Source organism: Actinophytocola sp. KF-1, assembly GCF_054661535.1.
The window spans coordinates 46757-64900 of the sequence record NZ_BAAFVK010000024.1; the positions used below are offsets into that span (position 1 = coordinate 46757).

At 72.8% G+C, this 18144-nt stretch carries 18 protein-coding genes; 8 read left to right on the forward strand and 10 right to left on the reverse strand.

Annotated features, from left to right (window positions below):
- Positions 1 to 51: 51 nt before the first annotated feature.
- On the forward strand, positions 52 to 480 hold the full coding sequence (locus ACYQ77_RS43290) for a pyridoxamine 5'-phosphate oxidase family protein (protein WP_459723246.1): 429 nt from the start codon (positions 52 to 54) through the stop codon (positions 478 to 480).
- A gap of 6 nt (positions 481 to 486) precedes the next feature.
- Here the strand turns inward: ACYQ77_RS43290 and ACYQ77_RS43295 are convergent, their stop codons facing one another.
- Entirely contained in the window at positions 487 to 1812 is a 1326-nt protein-coding gene (locus ACYQ77_RS43295; RefSeq protein WP_459723214.1) for a hypothetical protein, read from the reverse strand.
- 121 nt (positions 1813 to 1933) lie between these two features.
- Here ACYQ77_RS43295 and ACYQ77_RS43300 point away from each other — a divergent pair, with 121 nt between their 5' ends.
- A complete protein-coding gene (locus ACYQ77_RS43300; protein WP_459723215.1) occupies positions 1934 to 2437 on the forward strand; it encodes a hypothetical protein in 504 nt (167 codons plus the stop codon).
- A 41-nt stretch (positions 2438 to 2478) separates the two neighbouring features.
- On the opposite strand, the gene ACYQ77_RS43305 is transcribed toward ACYQ77_RS43300, so the two are convergent.
- The 6 genes from ACYQ77_RS43305 to ACYQ77_RS43330 all read right to left on the reverse strand — a co-directional run bounded on the left by ACYQ77_RS43305 (position 2479) and on the right by ACYQ77_RS43330 (position 8748).
- A complete protein-coding gene (locus ACYQ77_RS43305; RefSeq protein WP_459723248.1) occupies positions 2479 to 2811 on the reverse strand; it encodes an acyl-CoA dehydrogenase family protein in 333 nt (110 codons plus the stop codon).
- A 187-nt stretch (positions 2812 to 2998) separates the two neighbouring features.
- On the reverse strand, positions 2999 to 3907 hold the full coding sequence (locus ACYQ77_RS43310; RefSeq protein WP_459723217.1) for a carbohydrate ABC transporter permease: 909 nt from the start codon (positions 3905 to 3907) through the stop codon (positions 2999 to 3001).
- Positions 3897 to 4799 carry a carbohydrate ABC transporter permease gene (locus tag ACYQ77_RS43315; RefSeq protein ID WP_459723218.1) on the reverse strand — a complete coding sequence of 301 codons (903 nt, stop codon included), beginning with the start codon at positions 4797 to 4799 and terminating at the stop codon, positions 3897 to 3899. Before ACYQ77_RS43315 ends, ACYQ77_RS43310 begins: the two co-directional genes overlap by 11 nt.
- Before the next feature lie 3 nt (positions 4800 to 4802).
- Complete coding sequence (locus ACYQ77_RS43320) at positions 4803 to 6077, reverse strand: ABC transporter substrate-binding protein (protein ID WP_459723220.1); 1275 nt, start codon at positions 6075 to 6077, stop codon at positions 4803 to 4805.
- Between the two features lie 17 nt (positions 6078 to 6094).
- Positions 6095 to 7708 carry an FAD-dependent oxidoreductase gene (locus tag ACYQ77_RS43325; protein WP_459723222.1) on the reverse strand — a complete coding sequence of 538 codons (1614 nt, stop codon included), beginning with the start codon at positions 7706 to 7708 and terminating at the stop codon, positions 6095 to 6097.
- An 11-nt stretch (positions 7709 to 7719) separates the two neighbouring features.
- A complete protein-coding gene (locus ACYQ77_RS43330; protein WP_459723224.1) occupies positions 7720 to 8748 on the reverse strand; it encodes a LacI family DNA-binding transcriptional regulator in 1029 nt (342 codons plus the stop codon).
- Between the two features lie 221 nt (positions 8749 to 8969).
- Here ACYQ77_RS43330 and ACYQ77_RS43335 point away from each other — a divergent pair, with 221 nt between their 5' ends.
- The 3 genes from ACYQ77_RS43335 to ACYQ77_RS43345 all read left to right on the forward strand — a co-directional run bounded on the left by ACYQ77_RS43335 (position 8970) and on the right by ACYQ77_RS43345 (position 11053).
- A complete protein-coding gene (locus ACYQ77_RS43335) occupies positions 8970 to 9830 on the forward strand; it encodes an SGNH/GDSL hydrolase family protein (protein ID WP_459723226.1) in 861 nt (286 codons plus the stop codon).
- Positions 9831 to 9945: 115 nt separating this feature from the next.
- A complete protein-coding gene (locus ACYQ77_RS43340; RefSeq protein ID WP_459723228.1) occupies positions 9946 to 10296 on the forward strand; it encodes a spore germination protein GerW family protein in 351 nt (116 codons plus the stop codon).
- The gene (locus tag ACYQ77_RS43345; RefSeq protein WP_459723229.1) at positions 10280 to 11053 is read left to right on the forward strand and encodes a hypothetical protein; all 774 of its coding nucleotides are present in this window, start codon (positions 10280 to 10282) and stop codon (positions 11051 to 11053) included. Before ACYQ77_RS43340 ends, ACYQ77_RS43345 begins: the two co-directional genes overlap by 17 nt.
- 141 nt (positions 11054 to 11194) lie before the next feature.
- Here ACYQ77_RS43345 and ACYQ77_RS43350 read toward each other — a convergent pair whose 3' ends face one another.
- Positions 11195 to 12172: an Acg family FMN-binding oxidoreductase gene (locus tag ACYQ77_RS43350; RefSeq protein WP_459723231.1), complete on the reverse strand. Its 978-nt coding sequence runs from the start codon at positions 12170 to 12172 to the stop codon at positions 11195 to 11197.
- A gap of 218 nt (positions 12173 to 12390) precedes the next feature.
- Between ACYQ77_RS43350 and ACYQ77_RS43355 the strand changes: the two genes are divergently transcribed.
- Both ACYQ77_RS43355 and ACYQ77_RS43360 read left to right on the forward strand, forming a co-directional pair.
- Positions 12391 to 13143, forward strand: coding sequence for a hypothetical protein (locus ACYQ77_RS43355; RefSeq protein ID WP_459723232.1), 753 nt, complete (start codon positions 12391 to 12393; stop codon positions 13141 to 13143).
- Positions 13144 to 13232: 89 nt separating this feature from the next.
- Complete coding sequence (locus ACYQ77_RS43360; protein ID WP_459723234.1) at positions 13233 to 14486, forward strand: AMP-binding protein; 1254 nt, start codon at positions 13233 to 13235, stop codon at positions 14484 to 14486.
- Positions 14487 to 14516: 30 nt separating this feature from the next.
- Here ACYQ77_RS43360 and ACYQ77_RS43365 read toward each other — a convergent pair whose 3' ends face one another.
- Positions 14517 to 16541 (reverse strand): CocE/NonD family hydrolase, encoded by a 2025-nt coding sequence (locus ACYQ77_RS43365; protein ID WP_459723235.1) that lies wholly within the window; start codon positions 16539 to 16541, stop codon positions 14517 to 14519.
- The gene (locus ACYQ77_RS43370; RefSeq protein WP_459723237.1) at positions 16541 to 17815 is read right to left on the reverse strand and encodes an ATP-grasp domain-containing protein; all 1275 of its coding nucleotides are present in this window, start codon (positions 17813 to 17815) and stop codon (positions 16541 to 16543) included. Before ACYQ77_RS43370 ends, ACYQ77_RS43365 begins: the two co-directional genes overlap by 1 nt.
- A gap of 88 nt (positions 17816 to 17903) precedes the next feature.
- On the opposite strand from ACYQ77_RS43370, the gene ACYQ77_RS43375 reads away from it, so the two are divergent.
- On the forward strand, positions 17904 to 18144 hold a 241-nt coding region (locus tag ACYQ77_RS43375; RefSeq protein WP_459723239.1), incomplete at its 3' end, for a phosphoketolase family protein.

The window sequence follows — 18144 nt, forward strand, 5'->3', positions numbered from 1 at the left end:
ACATGCGCTCCGGTTCCCCGCGCATGGCGCCGTCCGGCCGCCGCGTGTTCCATCGAGGCCGTGACGAATGCGCTGACCGCCGATGACCTCGAGTTCCTCCGCCGCCCCCTGCACGGGTTCCTGACCGTGGCCGCGGGCCCGGTCCCGCCACAGCCCCGGCCGGTGTGGTTCGAGGTCACCGCCGACGGCACGATCGAGCTGTTCACGGCCCCCGGCTCGCTCAAGGTGCGGCGCCTGCGCCGCGACCCGCGCGCGTCGATCGTCGTCGCCGCCCCGGTCGGTGAACGCGAGCGCTGGGTGTCGGTCACCGGCCGCACCACGGTCGAACCCGGCGGCGCGCACGACCTGTGCGCCCGCCTCGCCGCCCGCTACTGGGACCTCGACGACCCGGCCCGCGCCGACGAGCTCGCCGGGCTCCTCGCCGGGGAGTGGGTGCGGGTCGTCATCCACCCGGAGGCCGTGCGCCGCTACGCGCTCTGACCCGGGTCAGTCGCGCGCCCGCCACCGGTGCCGGCCGACGAGCGTCAGCGCCGCGGCGACGACCAGGAACGCCATCACCGGCGGGTAGGTGGCGAGCGCCCCCTGCGGGTCGCCGTCCCGGTCGAACGCATAGGACGCGCCGATCGCGGCGGTCCCGGCCGCGACGGCGCCGGCCACCCCGGCGAACGTCGCGGGCGCCGCGCCGGACGGGAGCACGACCACGCCCAGCGACGAGAACAGCGACAGCACCGCGATCACGGTGACCGCGAGCAGGACCGGCGTCAGCACGTTCGTGACGTCCTGGTCCCTGACCGGCTCGCCGGCCGAGTACATCAGGTACAGCGCGAGCAGCCCGGCGACCAGCAGCCCGAGACAGCTCACGCCGGTCACCACGCGGTACCGCGGCAGCGCGCACACGACACCGACCGCGAACGCGCCCACCGCGAGGAACACCTGCACGTACCCGGGCACGTCCTGCAGGTCCGACGCCGCGGGCGCGGTCAACGTCGCCACCGCGCCGAGCAGCAGCCCGGCGGCGACGCCGGCGACGAACACCCGGGCCCCGGCCGCGATCGCCGCCACCACGCCGATCCCCAGCACCAGCAGCCCCACGAGCAGGAAGTACGCCTCCGCCTCCAGGAAGTACGACTCGATGTCGCCACCCCGGCCGTAGGGGTCCGGCCCGGGCCACCACCGGAACACCACCGGTGCGAGCGCCGTGGCGACACCCGCCAGCGTCACCCGCCACTCCGGACGCGGTTCCGGTTCGGCGAGCGGCGGCGCGGTCACGGCGGCCACCACGGCCACGCCGGTACCGACGACCACCAGCACCAGCCCGGCCACCGGCATGACGACGTTCCCGCTGAACATCGCGGGCCCCATGACGAACGTGGTCAACGGCGGCACGGTGAGCGTCGCGCCGACCAGGACGCCGCCCGCCCGCCTGCGCCCCGACCGGTACACCGCGGTCGCCGCGCCGAGGAGACCGACGACCAGCAACGGCCGCGAGGCGGCGTCGACCGCGACGAACGGGTCGCTCAACCGCTCCAGATCACGCGGCGAGAACAGCGACGCCAGCTGGTTCGGCAGCGTGCACACCGCCCCGGCGACCACCAGCACCACCCACGACCGGCGCGGGAACCGGTGCCACACGGGCACAGCGAGCGCGAGCACGACGAGCGGCGTGTACACCAGGAGCTCGACCATGGTGCCCCCGCCCATGCCCGCGGTGACCACCCCCAGCTGCGCCATCACGCTGAACTGGGCCGCGACCAGTACCCCGAGCCCGGCGACCGCGCCGGCCACCAGCGGCACCCGCTGCCGTGTCCCCACCTGGACCACGTTCGCCCCCTCGATCCCGTTTCGGGCGATGTTCCCGGAGCGGACGCGCCGACCCGGCCGGGTTCGCGGGGGCGATACCGAATCGAAACCGGGACGGCTCTAGGGTGCGCGCATGCTCGACCGCATCCGGAACCACCCGCGCGCCGCGGCGTTGCTCGCCGACGTCTTCGACTTCGACGTCACCCGCACCGACCCCGTCGAGCCGGTGCGGCTCGCGTCCGGTGTGGCGCCGGTGCCGATCGCGGGTGACGCGTCCGGCGGGACGTTCTTCGACTGCGGCGGCCCGGTCGGCTACGCCTCGTCCGAGGGCTCGGCCGGGCTGCTCGGCAAGGACCTGGCCTCGGCGCTCGAGCTGGTCGTCGGCATCCCGGTGTGGCACGACGTGGCGTCGGCCGCCCCCGACCTCGACGCGATGCGGGCGGAGTTCGAGGCCGCCTTCGCCGAGTACGCCGCGGAGTTCGAGCCGGAGATCGCGGAGCACCAAGCCGAGGTGGTGGCGGCACTGGGCATCGCCGCCGTCCCCGCCGAGGAGCTGCTCGCCCGCTTCCGCGACTGCCTCGCGGACCGGGACCACGTGCTCCGCAACGCGGACGGCGACGAGTTCGAACCCCTCTGAGCCCGGCGGGCGGTCCGCTCACCCGCCCGGCCGCGGGTACGTCAGGCGGCGCTGCCGCTCCTGCCGAACGACGGGTCGTGGCGGCGCAGTTCGGTGAGGGCCAGCGTGCGCTTGTGGATCTCGTCCGGGCCGTCGGCGATGGCGAGTGCGCGCGCCGACACGTACAGCCGCGCCAACGGGAAGTCGTCGGTCACGCCGCCCGCGCCGTGGACCTGGATGGCGCGGTCGGCGATCTGCTTCAGCATCGCAGGCGCCGCGATCTTGATGGCGGCGATCTCCACCCGGGCCGCGCGGTTGCCGACGGTGTCCATGAGCCACGCGGCCTTCATGGTCAGCAGGCGCGTCCGCTCGATCTCGATGCGGGCCTCGGCGATCCAGTCCTGAGTCCCACACGTTCACCGGCGCCGACAGCCGGTAGCGGCCCTCCGGCACCAGCACCACCCCGCCGCCGTCCCCGTGCGGGAAGTCCCGCGCGCCGCCGAGGATGTCGCCGAGCATGTCGCCGAGCTTGGTCGCGATGCCGCGCCGGGACACGGAGTGACCCATGGGAACTCCTCGAGGTCAGCCTTTCAGCCCCGTCTGCGCGAGGCCCTGGACGAACTGCCGCTGCGCGAACAGGAACACGACGAGCACGGGCACGACGGTCAGCGTCGTCGCGGCGAGCTGGACGTTCCACATCGGACCGCCGTACGCGTCGACGTACTGCGTGAGCGCGAGCGGCAACGTGAAGTTGTCCTTGCTGGACAGGAACACCAGCGGCTCGAGGAACAGGTTCCACGAGTGCAGGAACGTGAAGATCGCGACCGCGGCGATGGCGGGCCGGGCCAGCGGGAACGCGATCCGCCAGTACATGCCCGCCCGCGTGAGGCCGTCGAGCCGGGCCGCGTCCTCCAGTTCGCCGGGCAGCGCGAGGAAGAACTGGCGCATGATGAACGTGGCGAGCACGCTGGGCGCGCCGATGATCGGGATGACGATCAGCGGCCAGTGCGTGTCGATGAGCCCGAGCGAGTTCACCAGCCGGAACAGCGGCACGATCGTCACCTCGGACGGCACGAGCAGCCCGCCGAGCACGACCACGAACAGCACGTTCGCGCCGGGGAAGCGAATCCTCGCGAACGCGTACCCGGCCATCCCGGACACCAGCACGGTGCCGACGGTCACGAGGACCGCGATGTAGGCGCTGTTCCAGTACTGCTCGGCGAACGGCTGCAGGTCGAACACCCGCCCGTACGCCGACGCGGTCGGGTGCTCGGGCCACAGCGTGGGCGGCACCCGCAGGATCTCGCTCATCGGCTTGAAGCTGGACGTCACCATCCACCACGTGGGGAAGACGAACGGCACCGCCAGCACGCACAGCGCGACGAACAGCGCGACCCGGCCGGCCCGGAACCGGGGCCTGCGGCGCGGTTTCGGCGGTGGTGCCGGGACTCGCGGCGCGACCGTCACCCGTTCGACCACATCAGACCTCATGGAACACCCACCGCTTCCTGGTCTGCCACTGGACCAGCGTCAGCACCGCGACGAGCACGAACAACGCCACGGACACCGCGCTCGCGTAGCCGAACTCCTTGAACTGGAACGCCTGCTGGTACAGGTAGTAGACGAGCACCGTGGTCGACGTGCCCGGCCCGCCCTGCGTGAGCACCGCGATCTGCGCGAACACCTGCAGCGAGCCGACGATGGTCAGGATGGTGACCAGCAGGATGGTCGGGCTGATCAGCGGGACCACGACGGACCGGAACGTCCGCCACGCCGACGCGCCGTCCACCCGCGCCGCCTCCCGCAGCTCGGCGGGCACGCTCTGCAGCGCGGCGAGGAACAGCACCATGTTCAGCCCGACGTTCTTGAACACCTGCACGACGATCACCGACGCCATCGCCGTCGGCCCCTCGCGCAGCCAGTTCGGGCCCTCGATCCCGGCCTGTGCGAGGAACCCGTTGATGCCGCCGTCGGCCTGCAGCAGGAAGCCCCACACGATCGTCCACGCCACCAGCGACACCACCACCGGGGAGAAGAAGAACGCCCGGAAGGTCGCCGTGCCACGCATCTTCTGGTTGAGCATCACCGCGAGCGCCAGCGCGAGCGCGATGTTCAGCACCACCAGCCCGGCCGAGAAGATCGTGCTCACCGTCAGCGCGTCGGCGAACCCGGGATCGGAGAGCATCCGCTGGTAGTTCTCGCCGCCGACGAACGTGAACTTGTTCGCCAGCACGTTCCAGTCGTGCAGGCTGTACCAGAACACGGCGATCAGCGGGCCGATCACGAACGCGGCGCTGCCGACGAGCTGCGGGAGCACGAAGGCGTACCCGGTCAGCGCCTCACCTCTGCTGCCCGGCAGCCGCCGTGTCCTGGTCCTGGCCACGGGTCAGGCCTTCAGCAACGGGGTCATGGCCGCGCACACCGACTTCGCGACACCTTCGACATCGGCGTCCGCGGTCCACAGGGCGTCCAGCTCGGCCCGGACGGCCTGCTGCAGCTGCGCGAAGTTCCGGTGCGCGGGCTTGGTCACCGCACCCGGGATGCCCTCGACCACCACGGTCTGCAGCTGCGTCTCGGTCAGCTTCGGGTTCGCGGCCTTCAGCGTCTGCGCGTTCAGCAGGGACGTGCGCGGCGGCGGGAAGTACGCGGCCAGCTTCTTCGCGTTCTCCGGGTTGGTGAAGTACGCGAGGAAGTCCGCGGCCGCCTGCGGGTTCTGCCCGTCGGCGAACACCCCGATCGCGGCCTGCCCGATCACGTTCGCGTGCCCCTCCGGACCGTCCGGCAGCGGCACCAGGTCCCAGGCGAACGAGTCGTCCAGCCCGGACGCGCGGCTGATCTGGGTGACGGTCATCGCGGCGTCACCGGCGAAGAAGTCGGCCGTGGTGCCCGGACCCGGCATCGCCTTCTTCGTGAACACCTGGTCGTGGATCCACGTCAGCGCGCCGATCATCTCCGGCGAGGTGAACTCGCACGTCGTGCCGTCGGCCGACCACGGCTTCGCGCCGAACGACGACCACACCGTCGCGAGGTTCTCCCACAGCGCGAAGTCGAAGTCACGGACGACCAGCCCGCTCTTGCCGCTCTTCGCCGCGGTGGCGGCGCTGATCTCCGCCGCCCTGTCCCACGTCCACTGGCCGCTCGCGATCAGCTCGGCCGGGCTGGGCTGGCCCGCCGCCGCGAGCTGGTCGGTGTTGACGAACACCCCGAACGGGCTGTTCGAGAACGGGTACCCGTACAGGCCGTCCTCGTTCTCCCACAGCGTCAACGCGTCCGGCTGGAGGTCGTCGAAGTCGTAGCCGTCCGTGCCCGTCAGCGTCGGCCGCAGGTCGGCCAGCGCGCCGCTGTGGACGAACTCGGGCGCGTTGCTCTCGAAGATCCACGCCAGGTCGGGTGCGTTGCCGCCCGCGATCTGCGTGGTGAGACCGGTCGTGTACTCCTCGAACGGCATCGTCTCGAAGGTCACCTTCGACACGGCGTCCTCGTGGCCGGCCACGTAGGCGTCCGCGATCTCCTGGAACATCGCGAGCTGTGCCTCGTCGGCGGTCCACACGGTCATGCGCAGCGCGACCGGGCCGCTCGCGGCCTCCTCGTCACCGCACGCGGTCAGGGTCAGCGCGGCGGTGGCCGCGAGGGCGACGCCGAGTCGCCATGGTGTGGTCATCGTTGACTCCCGATGGGTTAGTAGCCGGTGACGCCGTCCGGCCAGCGCAGCTCGACGCCCTCGGCCGTGAGCAGGGCCTGGAACTGTTCGAGCAGCGCGGACTTGGCGTGGATCTCGTGGGGCAGCCGGCCGTCGTCGAGGCAGCTCGCGGCGAGGTGGCCGGCCACCTCGCCGATGTTCCACTCGACCGGGTGCAGCCGGTAGCAGCCGTTGGTGATGTGCGTGGTGCCGATGTTCTTCGCCGCCGGGAGCAGGTTGCGCACCCGTTGCGGCAGCAGGGATCCGAGGGGTAGCTCGAACGGTTCCGCACCCACGTCGAGGTAGTTGTCGCCACCGGTCGACGGGTGCAGGTCGATGCGGTACATGCCGATGCCGACGCTGTCCGCGTGGTGCCGGGCGCCGCCGGGGCCGCGGACCGCGCGGGACACGTCCTGCTCGACGATCGTGGTGACGGCGCGGATCCGCCGCCCTTCCCGGATGTACGGGGCCTGCGCCAGACCGTGGTCCGTGCCCATCACGTCCGGCCGCAGCCGCAGGCCGGGGAACCCGGTGCCGCCGTCCGGGCGGGGCGCCTCGGTCTGCATCCAGTACAGCATCGAGAGGCTCAGCTGGCGGGCGTCCTCGAGCCGCCGCTGTGCCGTCTCGTCGTCGACGCCGATCACCGGCGCCTCGAAGTAGTCGATGTTCGGCCAGTTCACCAGCGTGATGTCGCTGGCGTAGTGCCCCGGTGCGAACAGGTCGCGCGCGGTGATGCGGCGGAAGGTCCACAGGTTCCCGTCGCCGGGGTTGACGCTCTGGTCGGCGTTCACGGCGAGCGCGTCGTCGCCCGGGTTGGGGTCGAACACGCGCGGCTTCGGTTCGCGGGTGCGCGGGTTGGGCGCGGAGAAGCTGAGGAGCGGCGAACCCCAGAACGACGGTTCCACGGCGCGCCAGTGGTCGTAGCGGGCGGGCCGGTCGATCGTGTGGTCGCCGTCGACGTGCTCGATGGCGAAGCAGAAGCTGATGGCCTGCATGTTGTCCGGCTGCGCGACCTCGGGCGCGCTCGGCTCGCCGGTCTCGCCCCGCGACTCGAAGCCGGTCACGAACTCGGTGCCCGTCAGCGGGAGCAGCTCGCCGGTCTCGGTCGCGTCCAGCACGTACGGGGCGGTGACCACGGTCCGCGCGCCGTCGCGGAGGTCCTCGACCGTGACCGCGCGGACCACGTCACCGTCCACATCGGCCGCCACCACGCGGGCAGGCTGGAGGACCGTCAGGCGGCCGTTGGAGATCCACGGCGCGAGCAGCTCGTCGATGACCGCGACCGCGACCCTCGGCTCGTGGCACAGCTTCGACACCCAGCCCGCGCCCGGGTTGAGCGCCTTCCACGCGCGGGCGTCGTCGGTGAGCGGGTAGGCGCGGCGGTAGTAGTCGCGGATGCCGTCCCGCAGCGCGCGGTACGTGCGCGTGGCGCCGAACTCCTCGATCCACGGGTGCTCGTCCGGCGGCACGGCCTGCGCGGTGAGCTGCCCGCCGAGCCACGGGAACTCCTCGGTGAGCGTCACCCGCCTGCCGCGCCGCAACGCGGCGAGCGCGGCGGCGACGCCGCCGAGGCCACCGCCCGCGACCAGGATCTCGGTCTCGATCTCGCGCACAGGACTCCCTTTTACTTCTTGGGCGGGACAACGGTCTCCCCGCGCGTGACCGCGCAGGGCAGCAGCCGGTGGCGGTCGGTCTGCCGCCCCGGGTCGTCGATCAGCTCGATCAGCAGCGCGAGCGCCTGCTCCCCCATCTCCTCGCGCGGGATGTGGAAGCCGGTCCAGGTGAGGTCGCTGTCGACCGGCACCTCCGACTGCCCGAGGTTCGCGATCGACAGGTCCGCCGGCACGACCAGCCCGCGCTCGGCGGCCGCGACGCGGATGCCCTCCGCGCGGTGGCCCTCGGCGAGCACGAGCCCGGTCAGGTGGTTGTCGACGACGAGGTCCACGATCTCGGCGGGCGTCAGCTCGTCGGCGTCGAAGGACATCGGCCGCAGCCCGGCGTCGCGCATCGCGGTGCGGTACCCGGTGACGCGGTCGGCGACCGACTCGCGTTCGCTGCGCTCCCCGACGAAACCAACGCGTTCGTGGCCCTGCTCCAGGAAGATCCGCACCACGTCCCCGGTGGCGCGGACGTAGTCGGCGCCGACGTAGGGCAGGTCCGCGGTGCCCGGCAGCTCGCGACGGCCGACGAACACGAACGGAAACCCGTCGTTGATCAGCGCGACCAGCTCGTTCTTGTCCTCGGCGCGACCGAGCAGGACGCACCCGTCGGTGATGCCGAGGTGCGCGCGGGCCTTGCCGGAGAGGCGGCGGCGCCCGTGCTCGACGGTGGCGCTGGTGAACAGCAGCAGGTCGCAGCCCCACCGCTCGGCCTCGGCCTCGATGCCGACGAGGAACGGGTGGTAGAAGTCCGCGCCACCGCGCGGGAACACCGGCTCGTAGGTGAACACGCCGAGGATGTGGTTGCGCCCCTTGGCGAGCCGCTGCGCGACCGGGTTGGCGGAGTACCCGGTCCGCCCGATCGCGTCGAGCACGCGCTGCCGGGTCGCCTCGCCGATGCGCGCGTTGTCCCCGTTGAGCACGAGCGAGACCGTCGCCTGGCTGACCCCCGCCATGCGGGCCACGTCAGCCTGGGTCACGCGCCTCGTCGTCATCACCACTCCGTTGTAATGCGCATAACTGCAACTCGTTGCGGTGGATCCTGACGGTGCCGCGCCACCGCTGTCAAGGTAGTTATTCGTATTACTTCAGGAGTGCCGATGTCGCAGCGCGCACGAGCGGGCACTGCCCGTTGACGAGCGGCAACGCATGGCCGACGATGAGCTGACTTACCTACTCGTGAGTAGTGTCCGTCACCGATGCCGGAAGAGGAACCATGCCTCGACGTCTACTCGCGGCCGCCGCAGCGGCGGTCGTCGCGCTGAGCCTCGTCACGACCTCGTCCGCCGCGCAGGCCGACACCGGGCCGCTGAACTACGTGGCGCTCGGCGACTCCTACAGCGCCGCGTCGGGGGTCCTGCCGCCCGACCCGGCCGCGCCGCTGCTGTGCCTGCGCTCCACCCGCAACTACCCGCACGTGCTGGCCGCCGCCACCGGCGCGCGCCTGACCGACGTGACGTGCGGCGCCGCCGAGACCAAGCACTTCACGACCGCCCAGTACCCCGGCGTGGCACCGCAGGTGAACGCCGTCGGCGCGGACACCGACCTCGTCACGATGACCATCGGCGGCAACGACAGCGGCGTGTTCATCAGCGCGATCCTCGCGTGCGGCGCGGCGGGCATCCTGACGCTCGGCAAGGGCAGTCCGTGCAAGGACACCTACGGCACGAGGTTCGAGGACACGGTCCGCACCACCACCTACCCGGCACTGGTGTCGGCGCTGAACGCGGTGCGCGCCAAGGCGCCGAGCGCCCAGGTCGGCATCCTCGGCTACCCGTGGATCCTCCCGGCGACCGGCGGCTGCTTCGACAAGATGCCGGTCGCCGCCGGTGACGTGCCGTACCTGCGTTCGCTGCAGGCCACGCTCAACGACGCCGTCAGCCGCGCGGCCGCCGCCACCGGTGTGACCTATGTGGACATGGCCGCGGTCTCCGACGGCCACGACGCCTGCAAGCCGTTCGGCGTGCGGTGGATCGAACCGGTGCTGCAGACCACCAACCCGGTCGTGGTGCACCCCAACGCGCTCGGCGAGGCGAAGATGGCCGCGCAGGCGATCGCGGTCCTCGGTCTGGGCTGACGCGCCGCGCCTCCACCACGGCTCCGCGTGGTCCCGGCATGATGACCGATGGCCGGGACCACGTGCCCTGGCCGCCGCCGACGGGCCGGACGCACGCTGTGAGCAGGAGGTCAGCATGACGATCGAGGAGCTGTTCGCGAAGGCCAGGAACTCGGTGGAGGCCAGGATGGTCTTCGCGGAGCCGATCGAGAAGGACGGCATGACCGTCATCCCCGCCGCACGCGTCGCCGTGGGTGGTGGCGGGGGCAACGGCCGGGACAAGCACGGCCAGCAGGGCGAGGGCGGCGGCCTCGGCCTGACCGCCCGGCCCGTCGGCGCGTACGTCATCGCGGACGGCACGCTGCGGTGGGAACCCGCGGTGGACACCACCCGGATCCTGGCGGTGGCCGGCTCGGTCATCGTCGCCGGACTGTGGTTCGCGGCGCGGGCCGTCCGGTACCGGGTGCGCGATGACCACGGGGCGTGACCGGCGGCGCGCCGCCGTCGTGGTCGCCGCGGCGGCCGCGTTCCTGACCGCGTGCACGGACCAGGGCACCCCCTCGGCCACGACGCCGGCCCCCGCACCCACCGTGACCACCGCACCGACCACCACCACGACGACCACGACCGCGGCCGCCCGGCCGTTCCCGTACCAGCCGCTGTGGCCGTTCACCGACGCCGCGCAGGCCGCCGAGTGGCAGGAGAGCCACCGCACGGGCGGGCACGCGCCGTGGCACCTCGACCCGGAGGCCACCGCGCTCGCCTTCACCACCGACCACCTCGGCTTCACCGGCATCGACCAGGTCCTGGCGACCGACGTCGACGGCGACGAGGCGCACGTGACGGTCGGCTTCCGGGTCCCGGAGGCGGCGCCGGGCACGGCGGCGGTGCTGCACCTCGCACGGCTCGGCGCGGGCGACGACGCGCCGTGGGAGGTCGTCGGCACCCGCGACACCACCCTCAGCCTCACCCAGCCCCGGTACGGCGCCGCGGTGTCCTCGCCGATCACGGCCGGCGGGCGGATCACCGGCGTGGACGAGAGCATCCGCGTCCAAGTCCTCGGCCCCGGCGGGCTGCTCGGCGAGTCGTGCTGCCTGCCGGCGGGCGGCGAGAACACCCCGTGGACGACGACCGTGACCTACCGCGGCGCGACGGGCACCGCGCTGACCGTCGTCGCGTCCACCGGCGGGCACGTCACCGACGTCGAGCGGTTCGCCATCACCGGCGTGCGCCCCGCGGGCTGAACCCGCCCCCTCCCGCCGGCCGCTCGACGGGTTCCTCGCCGCCGCGGAGCTGCCCCGGTCGCCTGCGGCCACCACGACGGGGGCGGACGCTGGCGTCGTCCACTCCCGTCGCGGGACCACCGCGGGCACGCGCGGTGCCGGTCACGAGGGCACCTCGTCCCGGGCCGCGACCGTGGTCACGGCCGCGACGGGGCGGCGCGGGGTGCGTGCCGCCGGGTAGCCGTAGCCGATGCGCAGCACGGTCTGCGGCGAGCCGCGCAGCTCCAGCAACGCCCGCATGGCCGACCGGGTGAGCGGCACCTCGACCGGCTGCGACAGGAACGACGTGCTCAGCCCGACGGCGGTCGCGGTGACCAGCACCCGCTGCATGGCGAGCCCGGCGCGGACCTGGTCCCGCGGGCCGTCGCCGTGGGTGGCCAGCACGGCGACGAGCGGGTCCTGCTCGAACGGCCGCTCGGCGGTCCCGCCGTGGTGGAACCGGCGCGGCGTCAGCAGCGAGCCGCCGACGGGCCGGGGACCGCCCGCCGACCTGGGCACGCCGTCGTCGCGGCCCGCCGACTCGTCCGTCCACCTGCGCAGCTCGCGCTGGAACGCGGGGTCCTCCTCCTGGAGGTGGTCGGCGCGGCGGAGCAGCGTGGCGAGCGTGTTCAGCGCGCGCGGCGTGTCGAGCATGTACAGGTGCGCGCGCTCGGCCTCGGCGGCGCGGACGAGCGCGGCGCGGTGCGGTGGGGACACCGGCCGGTCCAGGAACGGCCGCCGGTTGGTGGCGCGCCGGTCGATGGCGGCGGCGAGGCTCTTCAGCTCCGGCGTGGTGGCGCGGAACCCGCCCAGGCGCACCACGGCGAGCAGGTCCGGCCGCTCCTGGTCGGGCACGAGGTCCACGACGACGTTCACGCCGGCCGCGCGCAGCGCGGTGCGCAGGTTGAACAGCGCGGCGCCGCAGGAGATCCGGGCCTCCCGCGCCGCCGGGTCGACGACCGGCAGCACCCGGTCCCGGTCGAGGTGCAACTCGATGCGGGGTGGTGCGACCACGAACCGCCACGGCTGCGTGTTGTGCACCGAGGGCGCCCTGGTCGCGGCCAGCAACGCGTACTCGACGACCGCATCGGTGGTGATCATGAGAGGTCTCCCGCATCGTGGTGGTTGAACTCGCTTCCCAGGGTGGTCGCCGAACCGTCCCGGCGGCAGCGCCGACGTTCCCCAATCACCAGGGCACTTCGTCCCGGTTCGCCGGCACCGGGCCCGGTGGCCGCACGATGCGGGGCACAACAGCCCTGTCGCCGGGGTCGCAGGCGGGCCATCGTGTACGGGAGGGGGTCGTGACCGGAGGAGCCGCCATGATCGCCACGAGGCCGGACCACCAGACGTTGCTGGCCGCCGTCGAGCTCGCGAACCGCGCCCCCGCCGTGCACGACGCCCAGCCGTGGCGGTGGCTCATGGGCAACTCGTCGATCCACCTCATGGCCGACCGGACCCGCCACGGCGCCGAGTACCGGGACGTCCTGCTCGGCTGCGGCGCCGCGCTGCACCACCTGCGGACGGCGTTCGCGGCACTGGGGTGGGCCACGGTCGTGCACCGGGTGCCCAACGACCACGACCCCGGCCACCTGGCGGCGATCGAGCCGAGACCCCACGTGCCCACCGACGACGACGTGGCCCTGGCGGCGGCGATCACCCACCGCCGCACGGACCGGCTTCGCCTGGGGTCGGAGCACCTGGACCTGCTGGTGCGCCGGGCCGCCCGGGCCGGGGCGCTGCTGGTGCCGGTCAGGACGTCGACGCCGGCCCGGCGGTCACGCGCGGGCGGCGTGCTCGTGGCGGATGCCGGGCAGCTGCTGGTGGTCGCGTCGTTCGACGACGAGCCGGTGTCGGTGCTGCGGGCAGGTGAGGCGGTCAGCGCGGTGTTGCTGACGGCCACCGTGCTCGGGTTGGGGGCGTGGCCGGTGGCGGTGCGGGACCGGGTGGTCGACGGGGTCGACCACCCGCAGATGATCGTGCGGGTGGGCGGTTCCGTGCCGTCGCTGCCGGGGCGTCCCGCACGCCGTACCGAGGACACTGTGGACTATCTGCCCGGGACGCGGCATTGCTGACCGTGGCAGGTCGTGGTCGCGCGGGCAGCGCGGGCGTGTCGGCCGAACGGCCCCGTGCGGACGGCCGCCTGTGCGCGCACGATCGGGGCATGGCCATCGAGTACGGCACCCCGGCGCGCTACCTGCCCGCGCCGCGCGACAACGCGACGGGCGACCTGACCCGCAACGCGCTGCGCGCGCCCGACGCACCCGCGTTCGCGCGCTGGCTCGGCGGCACCTGGCGCACGCTGACCTGGGCCGACGTCACCGAGCTGGCCACCTCGCTCGCCGCCGGGCTCGTCGCTGCCGGGGTCGCGCCCGGGGACCGGGTCGCGGTCATGGCGGGCACCGGCGTCGAGTGGGTGCGGGCGGACTACGCCATCTGGCTGGCGGGCGCGGTGAGCGTGCCGATCCCGGCGAACGCCACGCACGAGGTGGCCGAGTGGATCCTGCGCGACTCCGGCGCGACCGCCGCGTTCACCGGTGACGACCGCCAGTACGCGCTGGTCGAGGCGGCCGGGGTGCGGCGCATCTGGTCGACGGCGGCGGGCGGTGTCGACGACCTCGCCGCGGCGCGGGAGGTCGAGCGCCGCAGGCAGGCCCTGACCGCGGGCACGCTCGCCACGATCGTCTACCCGCCCGGCGGGCGCGGTTGCCGGCTCAGCCACGGCAACCTGACGGCGGCGGTGCACGCGATCGCCACGGCCGAGGCGGTGTTCGGCTGGGACACCGCGCTCCTCGTCACCTCGGAACTCCACGAGATCCACACCCGGGTCGTCCAGCTGACGGCCGTGCACGGCGGCGCGCTCACGGCACACGCGACCGACCCCGCCCGGCTGGGCGACGCGCTGCTCACGTTCCGCCCCACCGCGCTGGCCGCCACCCAGGAGACGCTGGCCCGGTTCGACCCCGGCACCGCCCGCACGACCGTGGACTACGGCCGTGCCCTCGAGACCGGCCGCGTGCCGCTCGCCCTGCGGGTCCGCCACGGCGTCACCCCGAAACCGGCGCTGCCGCTCGGTGGCCGGGTCACCCACGTCCTCACCGGCGGCCCGTTGCCCCCGGACCTGGCGTGGTTCCTGCGCGGCAGCGGCCTGACCGTCCTGGACGGCTACGCCCGCACCGAGACGACCGGCGCGGTCACGTGCAACCTGCCCGGCGCCACCCGCTCGACCACCGCGGGCAAGCCGCTGCCGGGCTGCCGGGTCCGCGTCACCCGTGACGGCGAGGTCCTGGTGCGGGGCGCCACCGTCTTCCAGGGCCTCTGGGGCGCGCCGACCCCGGCACTGGACGAGGACGGCTGGTTCCACACCGGCGACCACGGCCACCTCGCCGACGGCTACCTGACGCTCACGGCTCCCTAGCCCGCCGGCTCAGCGCAGGGCGTCGCGTGGTCACACGAGGTCTCTCGGCACCGTGACGTCCCAGTTCCGCGACCGGACCCGGCGATCGCCCTCGAAGGCGTCCAGCCGGGCGTGCAGGACGAACTCGTCCGCCGTGCAGGTCAGCACCTGGCTGGTCGCGACGCGCACCGACCAGTCCCCGCGCGCGAACGTCATGGTCCAGCTCGTCTCGCCGCGCGGCGAGCCGAAGTCGTCGGCGGTCCAGCTGTACCGCTCGCACACCCGCTTGCCGATCTCCATCTCGATGTCGTCGTAGCGGATCGTGCCGGTGTCCTTGACCACGTCCAGCGCCGACGAGTAGTCGATCATGCTGCGGGTGACGTCCCACCGGTACTCGCTCGGCGTCAGCTGCGTCGTGGCCAGCGGCGGGGCGCCCTCCGGCTCGTCGAACACGGTGCCGGTCACCTCGTCGGGCGCGGCGACCGGGCGCACGGGCAGCGCGAGCGAGCTGCCTTCCGTGTACACGGTCAACCGCACCCGTTCCGGCGGCGGCCACGCCAGCGGCCAGTACGAAGTGGACAGTGAAAGCCGGATCCGGTGGCCGGCCGGGAACGCCTGCGCCACACCGTTCAGCGGGATCTCCACCCGGTAGCGGCGCCCCGGCTCCAGCTGCCTCGGCTCCTCGTGCGACTCGTGGTGCGTCAGGTTCAGCAGCCCGTACGTCACCCTGGTCGCCGCCCCGTCCTCGGCCACGTCCGACAGCCGCGCCGCGACCGTCGCGACCGGCCGGTCGACCGACACGTCCAGCCGCACCACCGGCGCGCCGAGGATCTCGCACGGCTCGGTCAGCACGTCGGTCTCGAACACCAGCGCGCCGCCGTCCTCCTCGCGCTGGTCGTAGGGCAGGTCGGGCGGCGCGTTGTAGGAACACCACTTGCCCGCGAACTGCCCGAGCGACAACGGCGACTCGACCGACAGCACCGCGTCGACCGGGCCCGCGTCCTTCGGCGCGATCCGGTGCGGGGCGAGCGGGTGCACGTCCTCCCGGATGTTCGGCGACGGCCACGCCTGCTCGCCGACCCACCGGCCCGGCCGCTGTTCGTACGATGTGGACGGTGGCACGCTGTCCTGCAGCCACACCCGCAGCACCGGCTCGTCCGGCTCGTCGTGCTCGACGCCCTTCAGCCACCGGTCGAACCAGCGCACGACCTCCTGCAGGTAGCCGATCGCCGGCCCCGGCACGCCGAGGTGCGGGTACTTGTGGGACCACGGCCCGATCAGCCCCTTCCTCGGCACGCCGAGGCCCGCCATCAGCCGCAGCACGGCGTTCGAGTAGCCGTCCGCCCAGCCGCACGACGCGAACACCGGCACCTGCACGGCGCTGTAGTCCTCGCACACCGACGCGTGCCGCCAGTAGTCGTCGCGGCGCTGGTGGCGCAGCCACTCCGCGACCCACGGCCGGGCCGCGTCGATCCGTTCCAGCCACATGTCCCGCCACCGCTCGCCGACCAGGGCGGGGTCGGGTGGGCAGGTGCTGTAGGCGAACATCGTGCCGGACTCGGCGAGGTTGTCCGACAGCATGCAGCCGCGCATGTAGTGCATGTCGTCGGCGAACCGGTCGTCGGTGAACGACGCGATGCAGATCGCGCCGAGGCTGGGTGGCTTGCGCGCGGCCACCTGCAACGCGGCGAACCCGCCCCACGAGATGCCCATCATGCCGGTCGTCCCGTCGCACCACGGCTGGTCGGCGAGCCACGCCAGCACGTCCTCGGCGTCGCGCTGCTCCTGCTCGAGGTACTCGTCGGTGAGCACGCCCTCGGACTCCCCGCTGCCGCGGATGTCCACCCGCACGCAGGCGTAGCCGTGCCCGGCCAGGTACGGGTGCGCGATCGAGTCCCGCACCGACGTCAGGTCCCGCTTGCGGTACGGGATGTACTCGCAGATCGCGGGCACCGGCTCGTCGTCGGACGACACCGGGCGCCAGATCCGCGCCGCCAGCCGCGTCCCGTCCGACACCGGGATCCACACGTGCTCGTCCTCGCCGACCGCGTGCGGCAGCGACGTGACGACCCGCATCACACCTCCTCGAACTCGAACGGCAGCGCGGCGACGCACCGTTCGTACTTCTCCGCCATCTCGGTCACGTCCCCGGCGCCGACCACGATCTCCGCCAGCTGGTAGCTGTAGCTGTCCTGGAACTGCAGCTCGGACAGCCGCTGCCCCTCGGCGACCCGCACGCGCACCCGCACGCCGTCGAGCTCCCGCTCGACCCGCGCGATGTCCGAAGCAGACGGAACGGCGCGCACCACGCCGTCGGTGAACCGGCGCAGGTACCAGTGGGCGGAGATGCCGTACGGCCCGCCACCCCGTGGTCTTCGGGGGTCCTCCCCCAGCGCGGCCTTGACCAGGTAGTGGTGGTTGGAGAAGCCGTCGACGTGCTCGAACAGGTCCGCGTGCGACTGCGAGTGCCGCGGGTTGATCTCCAGCAGCCCGACGTCACCGGTGGCCGGGTCGCAGAAGTACTCGATGCTGAACGTGGTGTCGGTGAGTCCGATGTGCTCGATCACCCGCGTCGACACGTCCGCGAGGCGGTCGCGCATCGGCTCGGGCAGCTGTGACGGGTACTGGTGCCGCAGGAAGCTCGACACGCCGGGGTAGACGATGGAGTCGAGCACCCCGTGGATCACGACCTCGCTGCCCCGGCAGTACCCCTCCACCGCGGCGCGTTCGCCCGTCATGGCCTGTTCCGCCAGCGCGGACTGCCCGCCTGCCGCGGCGATCTCCGGCGGCAGGTCGGCCTGCGCGAGCACGTACTCGAACGGTTCCCCCACCCGTGCCACACCGTCCCTCATCTCGGTGACGGCACGGCGGAACTCCTGCTCGTCGGTGACCTCGAACGCCAGATCGGAGGAGAACGACTTCACCGGTTTGAGCCAGAACGGGTAACCGACCTCGGTGGGCGGCCGCGGATCGTCCAGGTCCACCAACGCGAACGGGGGCAGCTCGGTGATCACCTTCCGCTGCTCGAGACGGCTCCAGTACTTGTGTTCGCAGCGCAGCACCGCTTCCAGGCTCGGCCCGCGCACGCCGAACCGGCGGCACAGCAACGGGACGATCGTGCTGACCGGGAAGTCGAAGAACCCGATGATCGCGTCGATCGGCCCGTCGAACGCGGCGAGCTTCTCCTCCGCGGTGCGCAACAGGTCGACGATGGGGATGTCCCCGACCTGCATCTCGCCGATCGTCAGCAACCCGTGGAACTCGTAGTCGTCCGCGTCCGGGAGGCGTCGCAGCAGTTCGCGATTCCAGTCGTCGAGTCCGAGCACGACGATGTTCCTGCGTGAACCCATGAGGGAGGGCATACCCCGGAAGATCACGCGGATAAACCCTGCCGGTTCGGGCACCCACCCACGAGGCGACGAAACGGGGAGACACACGGTGACACACACCGCGACCACGGAAGCACCGCTCGACCAGGACGAACTGCGGCTGCTGGACGCGTACTGGCGGGCGGCCAACTACCTGTCCGTCGGACAGATCTACCTGCTGGACAACCCGCTGCTGACCGAGCCGCTGCGCCGTGAGCACGTCAAGCCGCGCCTGCTCGGGCACTGGGGCACCACGCCGGGCCTGAACTTCCTGTACGCGCACCTCAACCGGGTGATCCGCGGCCGGGACC